Raw genomic sequence first — 18,723 nt, 5'->3', positions numbered from 1 at the left:
GCCCACCGGATGCGCCGTATCCCGCGCAGAGTCGGCCGTCCGCACGCGTGCCGGCCGGGCGGGTGCGCCCCGCGTAGACTGAGCCGGACCGGCCGGGCGGAGACGGGGAGGGACGATGCAGCGCAACGCGCGGGCGTGGTCCCGTCGTACGGCGTCCGTCCTCCTCACCCTCGTATGGGGCGCCCTGCTGCTGGTGCCGGGTACCGCGACGGCTCTGACCGGACCGGGCGGCGCACCGGCCGCCACCGTCGTCGTGCCGGTGGACCGGGAAGCGCAGCACAGCGCGCGGACACCCGCTGTCCGCTCCGACTCCCACTCCGCTCCCGCGGCGCACGACGCCACGGCCGACGCCCCGCACCAGGCGCGGCTGTCCGGCCACCCGGCCCCTCACCCCGCGCTGCCGACCGCCGTTCCGGCCGTGGATGCCCTCCCGCTGCACAGCCGACTCGCCGGGCGTCCCGCACAGGAACGCGCACCGCCGCCCTCCTGGTACGACCCGCGCTCCAGCCGGGGCCCGCCCGCCGCGCCGCTCGACGTCTGACCGAGTCGGCCGGCCCCCTTCCACGCCCCGGACAGCGGCGCCCCGGTGCTCCCCGCGACGGGAGTGCCTGACAGCGCGCCGCACCGAAGAGGACCGCCGCGCTGCCGGCCCCGGCGGGCCGATGCCGCGCCCCGTATCGCTACGCCCGTCCGGCACTCCGCGCGCCCGATCGCGCGCGGACGCCGTGCCCCGGGCGCCCCGCGGTGCACTCCACCGGCGCCGCCCCCGAGGCGGCTCCGGGACGCGAGCGGGCGGCCGACTGCCCCGTGTGCCGCGCACCGCGCGGTACCTCTTCAGCCTGGAGTGGTCGTGTCCCGTACGCCTCGCCGTACCTCTGCCTCCGGTGCTCGGCGCCGGTCCCGCGCGTCCCTGTGGCGCGCGCTACTGGGCTGCGTCGCCATAGGAGTCTCGCTCTTCTTCGCCCTGAGCACCCCGCCCCGACTGGGGCTGGACCTCAAGGGCGGCACCCATCTCGTCCTCCAGACGCGGGACGGCCCCGGCGTGCGCGCCGACGGGGCCGCCACCGACCGTGCGCTGGATGTCCTGCGCAAGCGTGTGGACGCCCTGGGCGTCGCCGAGCCCGCGCTCTCCCGGGCGGGGGAGAACCGGATCGTCGTGGAACTGCCCGGAGTGCGGGACCCCCGGGAGGCCGCCGAGGTGATCGGCCGTACCGCCCAACTGACCTTCCACCCGGTCGAGGAGGTCACCGACCGCAGGCCGGCAGCCGGGGAGCGCACCGGGAAGGAGCCCGGCGGCGAACGGACCCTGCCCGCCCCGGACGCTGCGGGCGCCTTCCTCCGGCTGGGGCCGGCGGCGCTGACCGGAGAGGGCGTGCGGGACGCCGAGGCGCGGTTCGACAACACGCAGGGCAGCGGCTGGAGCGTGACCGTCGACTTCCGCGACGGCGCCTCCGGCCGCTGGGCGGAGCTGACCGGCCAGGCCGCCTGCCGGGCTCCGGACGCCCCGCAGCGGCGGGTGGCCATCGTGCTGGACGACCGCGTGGTCTCCGCACCGCACATCGAGCAGAGCGTCCCCTGCCGCACCGGAATCACCGGCGGCTCCACGCAGATCACCGGCGGCTTCGACGACTCGGAGGCCAAGGACCTGGCGGCGCTCGTCAAGGGCGGCGCGCTGCCCGTCCCCGTCGAGGTGGTCGAACAGCGGACGGTGGGCCCCACCCTGGGCGCGGACGCGATCCGGGCGAGCGCTCAGGCGGCGGTCGTCGGACTGGTGTGCACGGGGTTGTTCCTCACCGTCGGCTACCGTCTGCTGGGCGGACTGGCCACGCTCGCGCTCGGGGTGTACGGCCTGCTCTCGTACGCGGCGCTCGTCGCTCTCGGCGCCACGCTGACGCTCCCGGGGCTGGCCGGATTCGTCCTCGCCATCGGCATGGCAGTCGACGCCAACGTCCTGGTCTTCGAACGCGCCCGGGAGGACTACGGCCGCCCGGTTCCGCGGCCGGACAGGGGCCGGTCCGAACGGGATCTGCCGCGGGCGCTGCGGATCGGCTTCCGGGAGGCGTACAGCGCCGTCATCGACTCCAATGTCACCACGCTGCTGGCCGCCGGGCTGCTGTTCGTCTTCGCGACCGGGCCGGTCAAGGGCTTCGGTGTGACGCTCTCGCTCGGCGTGCTGGCCTCGATGGTCTCCGCGATGCTGGTCACGCGGGTGCTTGCCGAGTGGTCCGTGCGGCGCCGCGGCGTGCGGCGGCGCCCCGGGATCACCGGCCTGGCGGGCCGCTCGCGGCTGCGCACCCGGCCCGCCTCGCGTGGGCCGCGGCTGGCGCGCCGCCCCGGACTGTGGCTGAGTGTGATGGGCGGACTGGTCCTGGCGGCCCTCGCCGGGATCGGACTGCGCGGACTCGAGTTCGGCGTGGAGTTCACCGGCGGCCGCCTGATCGAGTACAGCACCGGCCGGCCTGTCGACGCCGACACCGCACGAGAGGCCGTGGCGGACGCCGGCTTTCCGCGCGCCGTGGTGCAGGAGGCGGGCGACGGCGGTGTCTCGGTGCGCACCGAAGCGCTCGGCGACGCCGGAAGCGAGCGTATCCAGCAGGAGCTGCGCGAGGCCGGCGGCCGGATCACGGTCGAGCGGGACGAGACGGTCGGTCCCAGCCTCGGCGGTGAACTGCGCGACAAGGCACTGCTGGCGCTGGCCCTCGCCGTCGGCGCCCAACTGCTGTACCTGAGCGTCAGGTTCCGCTGGACGCTGGCCACCGCCGCGGTCGCCGCGATGGTGCAGGACGTGCTGCTGGTCGTCGGCCTGTTCGCCTGGCTGGGCAACCCGGTCGACAGCGTCTTCCTCGCCGCGCTGCTGACCGTCGTCGGCTACTCGGTCAACGACACCGTGGTCGTCTTCGACCGGCTCCGCTCCATGCGCCGCGCGGATCGCTCCCGGCCGCTGCCGGACTTGGCCGACGCCGCGGTGCTGCGCACCCTGCCGCGGACGGTGAACACCGGTATGGGGGCGCTGTTCATCCTCGTCGCGCTGGCGGTGCTGGGCGGTGACTCGCTGACCGACTTCTCGGTGGCGCTGCTGGCCGGTGTGGTGCTCGGGATGGTGTCCACGGCGCTGACGGCCGCGCCGCTGGCCGCGGTGCTGGAGCGGTGGCGGCCGAAGCCGCGGCGGGCGGTGCCGGAGCGGCGGCGCGCCGGGAACGACTCGGGCGCCGTCGTGTAGCCGGCCGCCGGGCGGGGCACCGGCGGCGTGGGCGCCGTCGGTGCCCCGCCGGCGGCCGGGTGCCCGGAACAGAGGGCCGACACGCGGGCCGCCTGTCAACACAGCAGCCGGTGACACGAGATGCTGGGCCGCCGGGTCTCCGCGGGCCGCCGGCCGCCGCCCGGCCCGTGTCCCGCGAAGACCCGGCCCCACCCCCGACGCAGGAGCAGTACATGGCCGTCTCCGTCGTGCTCTTCACCCGCGACCTCCGTCTGCGCGACAACCCGCCGCTGAGGGAAGCCCTCGCCGACGGTGACGCGGTCGTCCCGCTCTTCGTGCGGGACGACGCCATCAGTGCCGCCGGATACGCCGTTCCCAACCGGCGCGCGTTCCTCGCGGACTGCCTGGCCGACCTCGACCGGCAGTTGCGGGAGCGGGGCTCCCGCCTCGTGGTGCGTACCGGAGACGTCGTCGAGCAGGTGTGCCGGGTCGCGCACGAGGCCGGCGCCGCCGAGGTGCACATCTCCGCCGACGTGAGCGCCTACGCCGGCCGACGGGAGGAACGGCTGGCGGCGGCCCTGGAATCGGCGGGCCGGAGGCTGCGGGTCCACGACCGGGTGATCACGGCGGTGGCCCCGGGGGAGATCACCCCCGCAGGGAAGGACCACATGGCCGTCTTCACCCCGTACTTCCGGCGCTGGGAGAAGGACCACCAACGCGACGTCCTGGGCGCGCCCCGGCGTGTCCCCGGGGTCGAGGACGTCCGCGGGGAGGAGATCCCCAGCAGGGAGAAGGTGCGGGGAGTCTCGCCCGGTGTGCCGGAGGGTGGCGAGACGGCGGGCCGCAAGCGGTTCACCGACTGGCGCCGCTCCGGGATGGACTCCTATGAGGAACAGCACGACGACCTGGCCGGGGACGCCACCTCCCGGCTGTCCCCGTACCTGCACTTCGGCACCCTCTCACCCGTCGAAATCGTCGCCCGGTCCCGGGAGAAGGGCGGGCCCGGCGCCGACGCGTTCGTGCGGCAGCTCGCCTGGCGGGACTTCCACCACCAGGTACTCTGCGCCCGGCCGCGGTCCGGACACGCCGAGTACCGCACGCACCACGACCGCTGGCGCACCGAGGAGGAGGCACCGGAGGAGGTAGCGGCCTGGAAGCAGGGCGCCACCGGGTTCCCGGTGATCGACGCCGCCCTGCGCCAACTGCGCCACGAGGGCTGGATGCACAACCGGGGCCGTCTGCTGGTCGGCAGCTTCCTCACCAAGACCCTGTACATCGACTGGCGCGTCGGCGCCCGCCACTTCCTCGACCTCCTGGTCGACGGGGACATGGCCAACAACCAGATGAACTGGCAGTGGGTGGCCGGCACCGGCACCGACACCCGTCCCAACCGGGTCCTCAACCCGATCACCCAGGCGAAGAAGTACGACCCGCAGGGCGACTACGTCCGCCGCTGGGTACCGGAACTGGCACAGCTCTCCGGCCGCACGGTCCACGAGCCCTGGAAACTGGACGATCAGCAGCGCGCGGCCCTGGACTACCCCGAGCGGATCGCCGACCTCACCGCGGCTTCGGGCCGCTTCCTGCGGGCACGCGGCAAGTGAACGGAGCTGATTCCCCGTGAGCACCCCTCCCCGCGCCCACTGGCTCTTCGGCGACCAGCTCGGCCCGCACTTCCTGACCCCCGGCCCGGACGGACCCGGCGGGAACGCGCCGCTCGTCATGATCGAGTCGCGGGCGGTCTTCCGGCGCCGTCCCTTCCACCGGGCCAAGGCGCACCTGCTGCTGTCCGCGATGCGCCACCGCGCCGCCGAACTCGGCGACCGGGTCAGCTATGTGCGTGCCGAGACCTACCGCGAGGGGCTGCGGACCGCGCTGGGCGAGCGGAGCGTCACGGTCCACCATCCCACTTCGCGTGCCGCGCTCGGGTTGGTGCAGGGGCTGCCGCAGGTCACGGTCCTGCCGGCGCGCGGCTTCCTGGTCGACCAGGATTCCTTCCGTGCCTGGGCGGACGGGCAGGCGGGCGCCCGGCTGCGCCAGGAGGGCTTCTACCGGTGGGTCCGCCGCGACCACGACCTGCTGATGGACGGCGACCAGCCGCTGGGCGGCCGGTGGAACCTGGACAGCGACAACCGCGAACCCCCGCCCGGGGACCGCGCGACGCTTCCGGTGCGGGCGCCCTACCGGCCCCGGGAGGACGAGATCGACGACGAGGTGCGCCACGACCTCGACACCTGGGAGCGCGCCGGGGAGGTCCGTTTCGTCGGCCGCGACGGGCCGCGCCGGTTCCCCGCCACCCGCCGCGAGGCGCTCGCCGCGCTGCGCCGCTTCGTCGCGGACCGGCTGCCCACCTTCGGGCCGTACGAGGACGCCATGCTCGCGGCCGACCCGGTGCTCAGCCACAGCCTGCTGTCCTCCTCGCTCAACCTCGGGCTGCTGGACCCCTGGGAGGTGCTGGAGAGGGCCGAGCGGGCCTACCGGGCCGGGGAGGCCCCGCTCAACAGCGTGGAGGGGTTCGTCCGGCAGATCTGCGGGTGGCGCGAGTACGTCTGGCAGCTCTACTGGTACTTCGGCGAGGGCTACCGGCGGGCCAACCGGCTGCGGCACCGGGCCCCGCTGCCCGAGTGGTTCAGCGCGCTGGACGCGGACGCCGTCGAGGCCCGCTGCCTGCACACGGTGCTGGCCCAGGTGCGCGACTCCGGCTGGACCCACCACATCCCCCGGCTGATGGTGCTGGGCTCCTACGCGCTCCAGCGCGGCTGGGACCCGGCCGCGGTCACCGACTGGTTCCACCGCAGCTTCGTCGACGGCTACGACTGGGTCATGCTGCCCAATGTCGTGGGGATGTCGCAGTACGCGGACGGCGGCCGGATGACCACCAAGCCCTACACCTCGGGCGGCGCCTATGTGAACCGGATGAGCGATCTGTGCGGGGGCTGCGCCTACCGCCCCGACGTGCGCGTGGGCGACCGCGCCTGCCCCTACACGGCCGGGTACTGGTCCTTCCTGCACCGGCACCGGGAGGCGTTCGCGCACAACGCGCGGATGGCGCAGCCGGTCCGTGGCCTGGAACGGCTCCGGGATCTGGACGCGCTGCTGGAACAGGAGAAGGAGCGCGGGAACCGGGCGCCCTGAGGCGCCGTCACCCGGAGCCCCGTGACCGGCGGCATGCCCCCGGCCGGGTGCGGGGCGCGGGCTGGGCCGTGCCGGTCGGATCCCCTCCACCACTCGGAGCTTTGCGGCTCTGACACGCCCGGCGTGCTGGAAATCGGGCCTCCGCATGCGCTCGAATACGGTCGTGCCGCCCACTGGCGTCCGGCGAAGGGAGTCCTGTGGCTGTCCATCATGGTGCGGATCGCCGCGCCGATCCGCGGCGCGGGACGCTGTCGATCAATCCTTTCCACGCGGTGGCCGACCCCGCCGAGACGATGGAGACAGTGCCGCCGGTGGACCGGCTGCCCGACGGGCCAATGCCGTCCGAGACCACCTACGAACTGGTGCGCGACGAGCTGATGCTGGACGGCAACGCCCGGCTGAACCTGGCGACATTCGTCACCACGTGGATGGAGCCGAGGGCCGAGGCGCTGATGACGGAGTGCAGCGCCAAGAACATGATCGACAAGGACGAGTATCCGCGCACGGCCGAACTGGAGCGCCGCTGCGTGGCGATGCTCGCCGACCTGTGGCACGCCCCGGATCCGCAGCGCGCGGTGGGCTGCTCCACGACCGGGTCCAGCGAGGCCTGCATGCTGGCCGGACTGGCCCTCAAGCGCCGCTGGGCCCGGCGCAACGCCGACCGGTTCCGCACCGGCGCCCGGCCCAACCTCGTCATGGGGGTGAACGTGCAGGTGTGCTGGGAGAAGTTCTGCAACTTCTGGGAGGTGGAGCCGCGCACGGTGCCCATGGAGGGGGAGCGCTTCCATCTCGACCCGCAGCGGGCGGCCGAGCTCTGCGACGAGAACACCATCGGGGTCGTGGGCATCATGGGCTCCACCTTCGACGGCTCCTACGAACCCGTCGAGGATCTCTGCGTGGCCCTGGACGCGCTGCAGGAGCGGACCGGGCTCGATGTGCCGGTCCACGTCGACGGGGCGTCCGGCGCCATGGTCGCGCCGTTTCTCGACCCCGGGCTGGTGTGGGATTTCCGGCTGGAGCGGGTGGCCTCCATCAACACCTCGGGGCACAAGTACGGGCTGGTGTACCCCGGGGTGGGCTGGGCGCTGTGGCGCGACGCGGAGAGCCTTCCCGAGGAACTGGTCTTCCGGGTCAACTACCTCGGGGGCGAGATGCCCACGTTCGCGCTGAACTTCTCGCGGCCCGGTGCGCAGGTCGCGGCGCAGTACTACACCTTCCTCCGGCTGGGCCGGACCGGCTTCCGCGCGGTGCAGCAGGCCGCCCGGGACGTGGCCCGCAGCCTGGCCGAGCGGATCGCCGCGCTCGGCGGCTTCCGGATGCTCACGTGGGGCGACCAGTTGCCGGTGTTCGCCTTCACCACGGCGTCCGGCGTCACCGCCTACAACGTCTTCGACGTCTCCCGGCGGCTGCGCGAGCACGGCTGGCTGGTGCCCGCCTACACCTTCCCGGCGAACCGGCAGGACCTCTCGGTGCTGCGCGTGGTCTGCCGCAACGGCTTCACCGCCGACCTGGCGGACCTGCTGCTCGACTCGCTGGAGCGGTCCCTGCCCGACCTTCGGCGGCAGCCGGGCCCGTTGGAGCGTGACGAGCGGAAGGCGACCGGCTTTCACCACTGAGCGGGCGGGCCGCACGCCGTGCCGCGCCGGTGGTCCCGGGCGCCGCTCCGGTCCCGTGCCCGCCGTCCCGGCCCTGCTGCCCGGGAACGCCTCCAGCGGGGCCATGCGCCGAGGGCTACCGGAGTGAACCGGGCGAAGGGAACGGGCCGCGGCGTCAGCCGGCGGCCGGGCGGGTGCCGGACGCGCCGTCCAGCAGGGCCGCCTCGTCCTCGGCGGCCGCGTCCAGTGCCCGGGTGAGCTGATCGAGGCGGGTGCGCAGTTCGGCTGCTTCCGCCGCGTCGAAGCCCGCCGCCGCGGCGATCCGGCGCGGGACGCGCAGTGCCTGCTCGCGCAACTGCCCGCCTTCCTCGGTGAGGTGCACCCGGACCGAGCGCTCGTCCTGCGCGGAGCGCTCGCGCCGGACGAGTCCGGCCGACTCCAGCCGCTTGAGGAGAGGGGAGAGGGTGCCGGAGTCGAGCCGCAGGCGCGCGCCCAGGTCCCGCACCGACACCTCGCCGCGCTCCCAGAGCACGAGCATCACCAGGTACTGCGGATAGGTGAGGCCGAGCTCCTTGAGCAGGACCCGGTAGACGCTGCCGAACGCGCGGGACGCCGCATTGAGGGAGAAGCAGAGCTGGCGGTCCAGCCGGAGGAAGTCCTCCTCCACCGCGTCCGGGGGCAGGGGTGTCGGCACCTGGTTCATGGCCCCAGCCTACCGGCAGAACCATTTGAGTTGTGCACAATTTAATTGTGTGCTTCGATATGTCCGCGGGTGGCCGGAGCGGCCGCACCGCCGCACATCGTCGAGAGGGATGGTCTTTCCATGGACGCGCTCTACACCGCAGTCGCCACCGCCACGCACGGCCGGGAGGGACGCGCCGTCGCCTCGGACGGCCGGCTGGACCTCCAGCTCGCCCCGCCGCGGGAGATGGGCGGCGACGGCCAGGGCACCAACCCCGAGCAGCTCTTCGCCGCCGGATACGCCGCGTGCTTCGCCGGCGCCCTCGGCGTCGTCGGCCGCCAGGCGAAGGCCGACGTCTCCGAGGCCGCGGTCACCGGAGAGGTCACCATCGGGAAGCAGGGAGAAGGCTTCGCGCTCGCCGTCACCCTCCGGGTCGAGCTGCCCGACGGCCTCGACCGCGAGACGGGCCGCGCGCTGGTCGAGCAGGCACACCAGGTCTGCCCCTACTCCAACGCGACCCGGGGCAACATCCCGGTGGAACTCGTCATCGAGTGACCGTGCCGCCGGGCGGGCACACCGCCGAGGGGGCACCGGCCGGGCCGGTACCCCCTCGCCTCCGTCTCCCCGGTCACCTCACCGGTGGGCCGGGAACTGCACCACCTGCTGGTAGGTCGGGCGGTTCTGCCAGTTGGTCAGGTCGTCGGTGATCCCTCCCAGGGGACGCTGCCGGATGGAGTCGGCGCACCACTGGTCGCCCGCCTCGCACACGTCGTCGCCCGGGTACGTGCTCTTCGCCGGGGTGCGCGCGGCCTCCTCCAGAGTGCTCAGCAGGACGTGCCGGCACTGCGCCACGTGGCCCGCGCCGCAGAACGTCTTCGGCGCGGCCCCCGGCACCTCTTCCCCGAGCACCTTGCGCAGGTCCTTGTGCACGTAGGACCACCAGCCGTGCTGGAAGGACGAGCCCTTGTGCGCCACCCCGTCGCCCGGGGTGGAGGGCGTCTCGTCGATCTGCAGGGCGTGGGTCAGGGCGCCGTAGAGGTCCGCTCCCAGACCGGGGCGGAACGCGTCCTTCACCAGCAGCGGCCACCAGGCGTCCAGCGTCCGGATCGCGTCGGCGTGCGCGTAGGTCCGGGTGCCCGGCCCGGTCTCCTTGCGTCGAGCCCCGTCCTCCAGCCAGCCGCGCAGGCCGTCGACGGCCTCCTTCACCTCCGGGTCGGTGACCTTCTCGGTGTCGATGACCTTCAGCAGTTCGGGGAGCACCGCCTCGCCGCGCAGGTCGGTGACCGCGGCGTCCTCCATGGCGCGGGTCAGGGAGGCCCGCGAGACCTTCCCGCCGTCGCTGATCAGGGACGTGATCCGGCGGTCGAGCAGATTGCTGCGGTAGACGGGGCCGTCGCCGAAACCCGCCACCGTGTAGCCCTTGGCGATCTTGTTGTTCCAGGACTCGTAGTAGTCCTGGTCGATGTCCTGCGGATGCTCCGCATCCGGCGTGTTGGGCACGGTGTTGGTCTCCGGCTCCCAGCCCCGCCATTCGGTGCTCTCATCGGCCCTGATGGGCAGGTTCGGATCCACCCCCGGGCTGCGGGTCGGGTTGAGCCCGGAGTTGTAGTAGGCCGTGTGCCGGGCGTCGGCGTAGAACCAGTTGAACGTGTAGCCGATCCTGGACGCGGCCTCCTGGAAGCTCTCGGGACCGGTCACCGCCTCCGGGTCGTTGAACATCTGGAAGCCGATCAGCGTGTCCACCTCGTGCCGGTAGGTGGAGCGCAGCGTGGTGTACGCCACGGGGTCGCCGTCGATCGTGGCGCGGTAGCGGACCACCCCGTAGGCCGTACGGTGCGCCACCAGCTTGTAGGAGCCGGCTTTGGTGCCGTCGGCCACGGTCGGGCTCCAGGCGTTCTTGCGGACGAGCTTCTCCATCGGAGTGCAGGTGCCGTGGAACATGTACCCGCTGGAGTCCTTCGTCGCCGGGCTGCCGTCGGTGTTGCACAGGTCGACGGCGTAGGTGTCGGTCATGTTCTGGTTCGCCGAGGTGGCGCTCCAGGCGTAGTCCTGGCCCCGGCCGAGCTGCACGTACAGATTGAGCCCGGCGAACGCGGCGCCGCGGGCGCTGAGTCCGGGGCCCTGGAGCTCCTGGAGCATCAGCAGCTGGGGCGCGAAGTAGCCGGTCTGCGGGCCGAACACGGCCACCGGGTTGCCGGTGTCGGTGTGCTTGCCGGACACCACCAGGGCGTTCGACATGCCGTGCTTGCGGGCGAAGAGATCCTTCGGCAGCACGCCGTCCGACATCGCGTCCTCGGCCCGGGCGAGTTCCGGCTTGTGCCGGACGTTGGCCTCGGCGGTGGCCGACCGCTCCCGCGCCGACTCGGCCGCCGCGCCGGTGCCCACCGCGTCCGTGCCGGACTTCCGCTGCGCCGCCTGCCCGTCGGCGGCCGAGCCGGTGGGGTCGTAGACCACCTGCTGCCTGCTCACCGAACCCGGGTCGGGCATGGCCACCGCGCGGGGATTCTCGGGAGAGGCCGCGTAGTCGAACCGCTGGCCGTCGTGGAGGGTGAGGTCGGCCTCGGGGTCGTTCTGCATGCGGAAGGCCCGGTAGACCTTCTCCCCCTCCTCCTTCCCGTACTTGCGCTCGGCCGCCTGTTTGACCAGCGCGGCGGCGACCTGGTTGCCGCCTCCGGAGCCGAACAGCGCACTGATGACGGTGCCGATGGCGACCAGGTCGGTCGCCTCGAACGGTTCGATCCCGTCGCCGGTGAAGATGTCGGCGTTGCCGGTCAGGTCGTACTCGCCGGGGAAGTACAGCCCCTTCTTCGCGTCGCTGATGTACCGGTTGAGTCCCTCGAGGTAGGCGGTGACGTCCTGGTACGCCTGCTCGCCCCGCGGCCCCGAGTTGCGCACCCGGTCCACCTGTGCCGCCAGTTCGCTCTCCCGGTAGGCGCCGCCCAGGTAGAACTGCTGCTCCAGTTGCCGGTTGCCCTCGGCTCCGCCGGCGAAGGAGGACAGCTCGCCGCGTCCGATGTGCCGGAAGACGTCCATCATCCACAGCCGGTCCTGGCCCGCCGCGTAACCCGCGCCGTACTCGGTGCCGAACCTGGTCGTCCCCTTGATGTGCGGAATCCCGGACCTGTCGCGGGTGATGGTGACGTCGTCGCGGCCGCCCGGTCGCTTCCTGCTCTCGACCTGGTCGTCGGGGACTCCGAAGGAGGCGTCGTTGAAGAAGGTGCTGAGCTTTCCGTTGGTCAGTCCGGTGTACTCGTCCACCAGGTCGGCGTACGGGCCCAACTGGTCGTCGGTGTGCTTCGGTTTGGCACCGGTGATCTTGTTCAGGATGATCTGGGCCGCGGTGGCCGAGCCGTTCTCGCCCGGCGGCAGGATGTCGTGGCACTGCCCCTGGCAGTAGTCGGTGACCTCCCCGTCCGCCGCAGAGGTCCGCTCGTGCGGTGCCGGGGCGGCGGGAGCGGCGACCGCGAGCGAGGGCGCGGCTGTCACCACAAGACACGCTGCCGTGACCAGACCGGTCCACCGTTTTCGCATCTGATGCCCCCTCAGGCGATCGCTGCTCGACGGGGGGCGCGAGGCCGGGCCTCCCCCCGTCCCGTGACCGGAAGGATGCAGCCGCCGGATCATCAGGTCAATCGTCCCGGACGCTTGAACCGGTGCGGCGCCTGACGCATCCTCACGTCGTGCTCTGTCCGTTCCCGCTCGGCGCAATTCCGGCGCGAGTACGTCAAAACCCGACATTGCCGCGCCGCTTCGGTGCCTGCCGCACCCGCCCGTCTCCGTTCCTCCGCGCCGGGTCCACGGAGTCTTCACCGCATTCGGCCGCGGCCGCGACCTTCGCCGGGCCGGACCGGACCGGCCGGGGTGCGGGGTACGGTGCGCGGGCCCGTGGGGCTCGGTCGGCGTCGCGGAGCAGTACCGGGGCGAGGGTGGCCGCGCACCGGCTCGCCGCGAGCGCGTGCCCGGCACGATCCGAACGAGAGGCACCACGGGCCCGGACCCGGCCTCAGGAGGAGGGGACCATGGGACGGTTGCCGTCGGCTCAGCGGCGCAGGCAATTGGTCGAGGCGGCGATCCGCGTGATGACCCGGGACGGCGTCGCGCAGACGACCACGCGTTCCATCTGTGCGGAGGCCGGGGTCTCGCTCAGCGTCTTCCACTACTGCTTCGAATCCAAGCAGGCACTGGTCGAGGCTGTGATGCACACCATCACCGCGCACTCGGTGACCCCGGTCGCCGAGCACCTCAGGCCGGGCCGCGACGTGCACGAGAGCGTCGTGGCCGCGCTGCGCACCTACTGGGACCATGTGCGCGCCCATCCCGCCGAGCACATGCTCACCTACGAATTGACCCAGTACGCACTGCGCCGGCCCGGTTTCGCATACCTGGCCGAGCGCCAGTACGAGCAGTACGCCGCCGCCAACCGGCAACTCCTCGACCACCTGTGCACAGAGCTCGACCTCGTGCCCGTGGTTCCGGCCGAGATCCTGGTGCGCTATCTGACCTCGGTGATCGACGGGCTCACGCTCAACTACCTCGTGCTGGGCGGTGGGCAGGAGGCAGCCGCGGTCCTGGACACCCTGGCCGAGCACCTGGTCGGCCAGGTGCGGCCCAGGGCCGCCGCCGAGGAGCACGCCGGCGACGACAGCGCGGTGCCGGGCTGATCCGCGGCGGTCGGTTGCGGTGCCCGTGCCGCCGGGTGGCAACCGAACCCGGCCGCTCCCGTGGAACGGGCGGAGGGCGCTCGCCGGCCGGCACTCACAGCGGAGTGGCCGCGTGCAGGATGACGGCGAGCGCGATGGCGGCGTTCGCCGAGGAGAGGGCGGAGACGGCAGCTCCCGCGGCGGCGAACCAGGCGGCCAGCCCGGCGACGAGTCCGGCGGCCGTCCCGCGCCTGGGCAGCAGCCCGGCTGCCGGGGCAGGAGCCAGCAGTGCCCGTACCCGCCGGGGCACCGGTCCGCCACCCGCGGCGGCGGGCACCGTCGGCGCGGGGCTGCGCCGCATGAGAAGCCCGGCCTTGCCGACGGCACGGGCGGTCAGCACCCGGTCGCCGACCTGACGTGCGGCTTCCTCGTCCGCCCAGCGCTCCACGCCGAAGGCGACGGCGGCGCGCAGCGGGCGGAGGAAGGGGTGGGCGGCTGCCGCGAGTTCGGCCAGCAGCAGGGTGCGGGAATGGCGGGCCGCCAGGTGTGCACGCTCGTGGGCGAAGAGGGCGCGCCGTTCGGCCGGCTCCAGCGCCTCCAGCATCCCGGTGGAGACGACGACGCGCGCCCGGTCGCCGCGGCCGCCCGGCAGCGCGAAGGCGTAGGGGCTACGGTCCGGGAGGACCGCGACGGGTGAGCGGCGCAGCCCCCGGAGCGCCCGCCTCGTGCGCCGCCTGGTGTGCCCGTGCCGTACCAGGGTGGCTGTGGCGGCGGCGCACAGCAGTCCGAGCGCGGGGATCGACACCTGGCCCAGGGCTTCGTCGTAGGGGACCGCGGCCCGTACCTCGGGGTCGGACCAGGCGTCGGGCAGCGGATTCCCCGGAAGCTGGGCCGTTCCCACCACGACCAGCAGCCCCAGGCAGACGGTGCTGCACAGGGCCAGCACCACGCCGAGTCCGGTGAGCAGCCGGGTCGCCGCCCGCGGGTGCAGATGCCGCTCGGCGAGCCGGGCCGCGGGCCAGGAGGTCACCGGCAGCACCAGCGGGAGCAGGACGAAGAACCCCACGGGTCACCCGCCCTCGGGTTCCGCGCCGCGGGCGTGGGCGCCCTCGCCGGCGGTCCGGCGCAGCAGGCGGCGCAGCAGCCGCTCGTCGTCGTCGGACAGCCCGGAGACGAAGCGGGTCAGCACGGTTCCGCGGTCGCTCTGTCCGTCGAGCACCTGCCGCATCCGGTTGGCCGCCAGTCCCGCCGGGTCGGCCGCGGGGGACCACAGGAACGAGCGGCCGGACTTCCGCCGGGTGACCGCCTGTTTGGCCAGGAGCCGGGTGAGGATCGTGACCACGGTGGTGTACGCCAGGTCGCCGCCCAGCCGCTCCCGCACCCAGGCGGCGGTGACCGGTTCGCCGGCGCCGTGCAGGGCTTCCAGGACGACGGCCTCCAGTTCACCCTGGCCGCGTCGGCGCCCCGGCTCCCGCGCCGTGCCGTCGGGGCTGTCAGTGCCGCCTGTGCCGACCAACGTCTCGCTCCTTCCGCTGCTCCTCGCGGCCCCTGCCGGGGAGTTGCCAACCGGATCCGCCCGCCGGGCGGCGGTGTGGCCGTGGTGCCGCTCACCCAGTATCTTCTACACGTCTGTAGATTTTCGTGGTCTCCGTCGGTACTTCGAGAGGAAGAGTAATGGGAGCGCCGCCGATCGCGGGGAGGACGGGTTCCCCCATCGGACCCGAGGAACGGGCCGAGTACGCGCGGGTGGTCGAAGAGGCCCTGCGGTCCGGGGCGCTCGGCGAGGCACTGCGGAATGCACCCCCGGCGGTTGCGGAGCGGCTGCGGGGCTGGGCGCACGAGGCGGTCGAGGACCTCTGGCCGCAGGCGGCGGCCGAGCACCGCGAGTGGTGCAGGGTGCGGACGGCGCGCGACGTGCCGGACGCGCCGTCCCACACGCCGTCCCGCGCTGCCGCGGGGCCGGGCGGCGACCTGGTGGCCGCGCTCGCCGTCCTCGTCCCCCTGACCGCGGGCGCGGCAGCGGTGATCTTCCTCGTCCTCGGCTATCTTCTGATGTTCGTCGGTGTGCAACAGTCCGCGGGCGCCTCGCTGGTGGTGACCGGCTGGGCCGGAGCGGGAGTCGCGGCGGTGACGGCTTCGCTGGGGCTCGGACGCCTCGCCGTCGCGGCACGCAGCCGCTCCGGGCCGGCGCGTCGGTCCGCCGCCGAGGAAGCGGCACGTGCGGCCTGGCGCGCGGCGCTGCTGGAGCGCGCGGTGCTGCCCTACCTCCACCACCGCCTGCTCGACGCCGCGGACCCCGGCACCCCCTCCGGATCCGAACAGGCCGGGCCCCGGGGCCGTGCCGGCCCCCGCTTCTCGTCCCCGGGATTCGACAGCCCCGGATTCGGCGGGCCCGGCGCTGCACGGTGAGGCGCGCCCCGGGGGAAGCCCGGGACGCGCACCGGGCCGGCTGCCACCGGCTCGTCCTCCGGAGCGTCGTGGCGGCCCGGCGGCCGCGCGGGCCGTTCCTCACCCGGGCGGCTGTGCCGCCACCGGTGCGGCCTCCGGCGCGGGGCCACTGTCGCCGGGCGGGGTCAGGACGGTCCGCTCCGGGATGTGGGCCGTGTCGTTGCGGCACAGCAGCCAGTAGAGGGCGGCGGGCACGGCGAGCCCCACGAGCCAGGAGATGTCCGCGCCGCCGAGCGGATCCACCAGCGGTCCGGTGTAGAAGTGCGTGGCGAGGAACGGGAACTGCACGCAGAGGCCGACGCCGTAGACGGTGAGGGCCCTCCAGCGCCACGCGCCGTACCGCCCGTGCGGGTCGCTGAGCGCCGGCAGGTCGTAGCGCTCCCTGGCGATCAGGTAGTAGTCCACCAGATTGATGGCCGACCACGGTGTGAACGCGGTGAGCAGGAAGAGCAGGAAGTCCTTGAAGGAGGTCAGGAAGCTGTCCTTGCCGGCCAGTGCCACCGCCGTGCCGGCGGCCATGATGACGGCGATGTACCCGGCCCGGGCCCGCGGCCCCAGCTCGCGCTGCCCCCGGAAGCCGCTGACGCCGGTCACCATCGACATGAATCCGCCGTAGGTGTTGAGGACGTTGATGGTCAGCTTCCCCAGGGCGATGACGAAGTAGAACAGCGAGGCCATGAGTCCGGCGCCGCCCAGCCCCACGACGTAGCTCACCTCGTGCCCCACGAACGCCGGACCGGCAGCCGCTGCGGCCAGGGCGCCGAAGGTCATGGACCACTGGGAGCCGAGCACCGAACCACCCAGCGTCCACCAGAACGTGGCGCGGGCCGAGGTCGAACGCGGGAGGTAGCGCGAGTAGTCGGCGACGTACGGGCCGAAGGCCAGCTGCCAGGAGGCGGAGAGCGAGACCGCCAGCAGGAAGAGGGGGAAGGAGAACTCCCGCTCGGCCAGCAGTCCGGACAGGTCCGCGCGCTCCAGCAGCCGGGCTCCGAGAAAGACGAAGGCAAGGGCGCACACCAGGCTCGCCACCCTGCCCAGCGCGTGGATGATCCGGTATCCGACGGCTGCGGCCACGGCGGTGACGGTGGCGAACAGCACGATGCCCGGGGTTTCGCCGAGGTGTGTCAGCTCGCCGACGGCTTGGCCCGCCAGCACGCTTCCGCTGGCGAAGAAGCCGATGTACATCACGACGACCAGGGCCAGCGGCACCACCGCGCCCCGTACTCCGAACTGGGCCCGGCTGGAGATCATCTGCGGCAGTCCCAGCCGGGGCCCCTGCGCGGAGTGCAGCGCCATGACCGCCCCGCCGAGCAGGTTGCCCAGCAGCAGGCCGGCCACCGCCCAGAAGGCCGGTGCCCCGAAGACGACGGCGAGGGCGCCGGTCACCACGGCGGTGATCTGGAGATTGGCGCCCAGCCAGAGGGTGAACTGGCTGAATGCCCTGCCGTGTCGTTCCGCGTCCGGGACGACGTCGATCGAACGCCGCTCCACCACTCCCGCCATCCGCCGCACCTTTCCTCCGCCGGTCCGGACGGCTCTTCCTGTAGTAGCCCGGCCGGTTCTGCATGGGTGTATTCATGCTGGGGGTCGAGTGAATGGCCGTCAATACATCAGCGGGAATCCTGCGGGACGGCTACCGCTGCGCTGCGAGCCATTCGTCGAAGGTGGTCGGCGCGATGCGGGCATCCGCACGGGGCAGGAGGACCTCGCCGGCCATCGCCGGGCCGAACAGCGACGCCCACGTCGGTACCAGCGTGACCGTGTGGCCGCGTGCGTCGTTCGTGCGCCGGGCCATGTCCACCAGGTCCTGCGGCTCTGGCCCCGCGACCTCGCGGTAGCGCCCCTGCGGCGCACCCGTGGCGATTTCGGCGAGGATGCCGGCCACGTCTCCGGGTGCGATCGGCTGGACGAGCAGGGGTGCGATGGCGGCGGTGCCGTCCTGCTCGGTCCAGCTCGTCACCATCGCGGCGAAGTCGTGGAACTGGGTGGCCGGAACGATCGTCCACGGAACCGGGCCCTCGGCCACGAGGCGCTCCTGCTCGCGTTTGCCGGCGTAGTGCGCGTTGCCCTCGACGCGGTCGACGCCGGCGATCGAGAGCAGCACGTGGTGGCGGATGCCGGCCCGTTCCCCGGCTGCGAGCAGGTTCCTGGTGGTGGTCCCGAGGTAGGCGACGGCTTCATCCCGGTCGGTGGCCGTGCAGTTCGTGGTGTCCACGACGGCCTCGACGCCGGTGAGGGCGTCGTCGAGGCCGTCGCCGGAGAGCAGGTCCACGCCGAGAGAGCGGCTGATGCGCACCACGTGGTGCCCGGCCTTCTCCAGAGCGGTGACCGTGAGGGCTCCGATGTTCCCCGTCGCTCCGGCGACGGCGATGCGCATGGTCCGCATGGCGAACTCTCCTCTGTCTCGTGTGCTGCCGCGGACCTTATCCAGGACTAAATAGTTCCGCAATATCTGAGATATGCTCGGGATCATGAAGCTGCCTGTGAGTACGGAATGGCTGTTGCACTGCGCCACGTCACTGGCGCAGCTCGAGGCCGGGACCACCGCGTCGGCGGCACACCTCGCCCAGTACTTCGACCTGCCGGCGGCCTCCCTTGCCAAGCAACTCCAAGCGCTGGTCAGGGCCGGTGTGCTGGCGGCGACGACGGGCCCGCGCGGCGGGTTCCGGCTGGCCCGGCCCGCTTCCGAAATCACACTCCTGCACATCGTCGAGGCCGTCGACGGTCCCTCCGCGCCGTACGAGTGCCGTGAGATCCGCCGGCAGGGGCGCGGAGCGCTGCCCGACGAGGAGTGCCGGAGCCCCTGCGTGCTCGCCGAGAAGATGGCCGAAGCCCACGAGGCCTGGCGGCGCAGTCTGGCCGCGACCTCGCTCGCCCAGATCATCGACGGCCTGCCCCCCTCTGCTCCCGCACGCACCCGGCGGCGCCTGACCGGGACGCCGTAGACTCCGCGCCCCGCGAGCGCGGCCGCACCCGGGCATGCTCCCGCCGAGCCCGGCGGGCCCGAACGCTCGCTAAGGTGGC

General features: G+C 73.2%; 15 protein-coding genes. 9 read left to right on the top strand and 6 right to left on the bottom strand.

The window, feature by feature from the left end; all coding sequences use genetic code 11:
* Positions 1-115: 115 nt before the first annotated feature.
* From P2424_RS01145 to P2424_RS01125, 5 genes are all read left to right on the top strand, one after another.
* A complete protein-coding gene (locus P2424_RS01145) occupies positions 116-541 on the top strand; it encodes a hypothetical protein (protein ID WP_276473933.1) in 426 nt (141 codons plus the stop codon).
* Positions 542-850: 309 nt separating this feature from the next.
* Positions 851-3,220, top strand: coding sequence for a protein translocase subunit SecD (secD, locus tag P2424_RS01140; RefSeq protein WP_276473932.1), 2,370 nt, complete (start codon positions 851-853; stop codon positions 3,218-3,220).
* A gap of 212 nt (positions 3,221-3,432) precedes the next feature.
* A complete protein-coding gene (locus P2424_RS01135) occupies positions 3,433-4,803 on the top strand; it encodes a deoxyribodipyrimidine photo-lyase (protein WP_276473931.1) in 1,371 nt (456 codons plus the stop codon).
* A 16-nt stretch (positions 4,804-4,819) separates the two neighbouring features.
* Positions 4,820-6,334: a cryptochrome/photolyase family protein gene (locus P2424_RS01130; protein ID WP_276473930.1), complete on the top strand. Its 1,515-nt coding sequence runs from the start codon at positions 4,820-4,822 to the stop codon at positions 6,332-6,334.
* Between the two features lie 197 nt (positions 6,335-6,531).
* On the top strand, positions 6,532-7,950 hold the full coding sequence (locus tag P2424_RS01125; protein WP_276473929.1) for a glutamate decarboxylase: 1,419 nt from the start codon (positions 6,532-6,534) through the stop codon (positions 7,948-7,950).
* Positions 7,951-8,104: 154 nt separating this feature from the next.
* Here the strand turns inward: P2424_RS01125 and P2424_RS01120 are convergent, their stop codons facing one another.
* A complete protein-coding gene (locus P2424_RS01120) occupies positions 8,105-8,632 on the bottom strand; it encodes a MarR family transcriptional regulator (RefSeq protein WP_276473928.1) in 528 nt (175 codons plus the stop codon).
* Positions 8,633-8,752: 120 nt separating this feature from the next.
* Between P2424_RS01120 and P2424_RS01115 the strand changes: the two genes are divergently transcribed.
* On the top strand, positions 8,753-9,166 hold the full coding sequence (locus P2424_RS01115; protein WP_074999530.1) for an organic hydroperoxide resistance protein: 414 nt from the start codon (positions 8,753-8,755) through the stop codon (positions 9,164-9,166).
* Between the two features lie 78 nt (positions 9,167-9,244).
* Here the strand turns inward: P2424_RS01115 and P2424_RS01110 are convergent, their stop codons facing one another.
* On the bottom strand, positions 9,245-12,142 hold the full coding sequence (locus P2424_RS01110) for a penicillin acylase family protein (protein ID WP_276473927.1): 2,898 nt from the start codon (positions 12,140-12,142) through the stop codon (positions 9,245-9,247).
* 488 nt (positions 12,143-12,630) lie between these two features.
* On the opposite strand from P2424_RS01110, the gene P2424_RS01105 reads away from it, so the two are divergent.
* Positions 12,631-13,272, top strand: coding sequence for a TetR/AcrR family transcriptional regulator (locus tag P2424_RS01105; RefSeq protein WP_276473926.1), 642 nt, complete (start codon positions 12,631-12,633; stop codon positions 13,270-13,272).
* 94 nt (positions 13,273-13,366) lie between these two features.
* On the opposite strand, the gene P2424_RS01100 is transcribed toward P2424_RS01105, so the two are convergent.
* Together P2424_RS01100 and P2424_RS01095 are read right to left on the bottom strand one after the other, a co-directional pair.
* Complete coding sequence (locus P2424_RS01100; RefSeq protein ID WP_276473925.1) at positions 13,367-14,317, bottom strand: M56 family metallopeptidase; 951 nt, start codon at positions 14,315-14,317, stop codon at positions 13,367-13,369.
* Positions 14,318-14,320: 3 nt separating this feature from the next.
* Positions 14,321-14,767 carry a BlaI/MecI/CopY family transcriptional regulator gene (locus P2424_RS01095; protein WP_276473924.1) on the bottom strand — a complete coding sequence of 149 codons (447 nt, stop codon included), beginning with the start codon at positions 14,765-14,767 and terminating at the stop codon, positions 14,321-14,323.
* A 158-nt stretch (positions 14,768-14,925) separates the two neighbouring features.
* Between P2424_RS01095 and P2424_RS01090 the strand changes: the two genes are divergently transcribed.
* On the top strand, positions 14,926-15,660 hold the full coding sequence (locus tag P2424_RS01090) for a hypothetical protein (protein ID WP_276473923.1): 735 nt from the start codon (positions 14,926-14,928) through the stop codon (positions 15,658-15,660).
* 99 nt (positions 15,661-15,759) lie between these two features.
* Here P2424_RS01090 and P2424_RS01085 read toward each other — a convergent pair whose 3' ends face one another.
* On the bottom strand, positions 15,760-17,202 hold the full coding sequence (locus P2424_RS01085; protein ID WP_276473922.1) for a cytosine permease: 1,443 nt from the start codon (positions 17,200-17,202) through the stop codon (positions 15,760-15,762).
* Between the two features lie 130 nt (positions 17,203-17,332).
* Positions 17,333-18,085: an NAD(P)H-binding protein gene (locus P2424_RS01080; RefSeq protein ID WP_276473921.1), complete on the bottom strand. Its 753-nt coding sequence runs from the start codon at positions 18,083-18,085 to the stop codon at positions 17,333-17,335.
* An 85-nt stretch (positions 18,086-18,170) separates the two neighbouring features.
* Here P2424_RS01080 and P2424_RS01075 point away from each other — a divergent pair, with 85 nt between their 5' ends.
* Positions 18,171-18,644: an Rrf2 family transcriptional regulator gene (locus P2424_RS01075; RefSeq protein WP_276473920.1), complete on the top strand. Its 474-nt coding sequence runs from the start codon at positions 18,171-18,173 to the stop codon at positions 18,642-18,644.
* The last annotated feature ends 79 nt before the right edge of the window (positions 18,645-18,723 follow it).

The organism is Streptomyces sp. WMMB303 (genome assembly GCF_029351045.1).
In the GTDB taxonomy this organism is placed as follows: domain Bacteria; phylum Actinomycetota; class Actinomycetes; order Streptomycetales; family Streptomycetaceae; genus Streptomyces.
The sequence above is the reverse complement of the archived record's forward strand: the minus strand, read 5'-3'. Positions and strand labels throughout refer to the sequence as shown.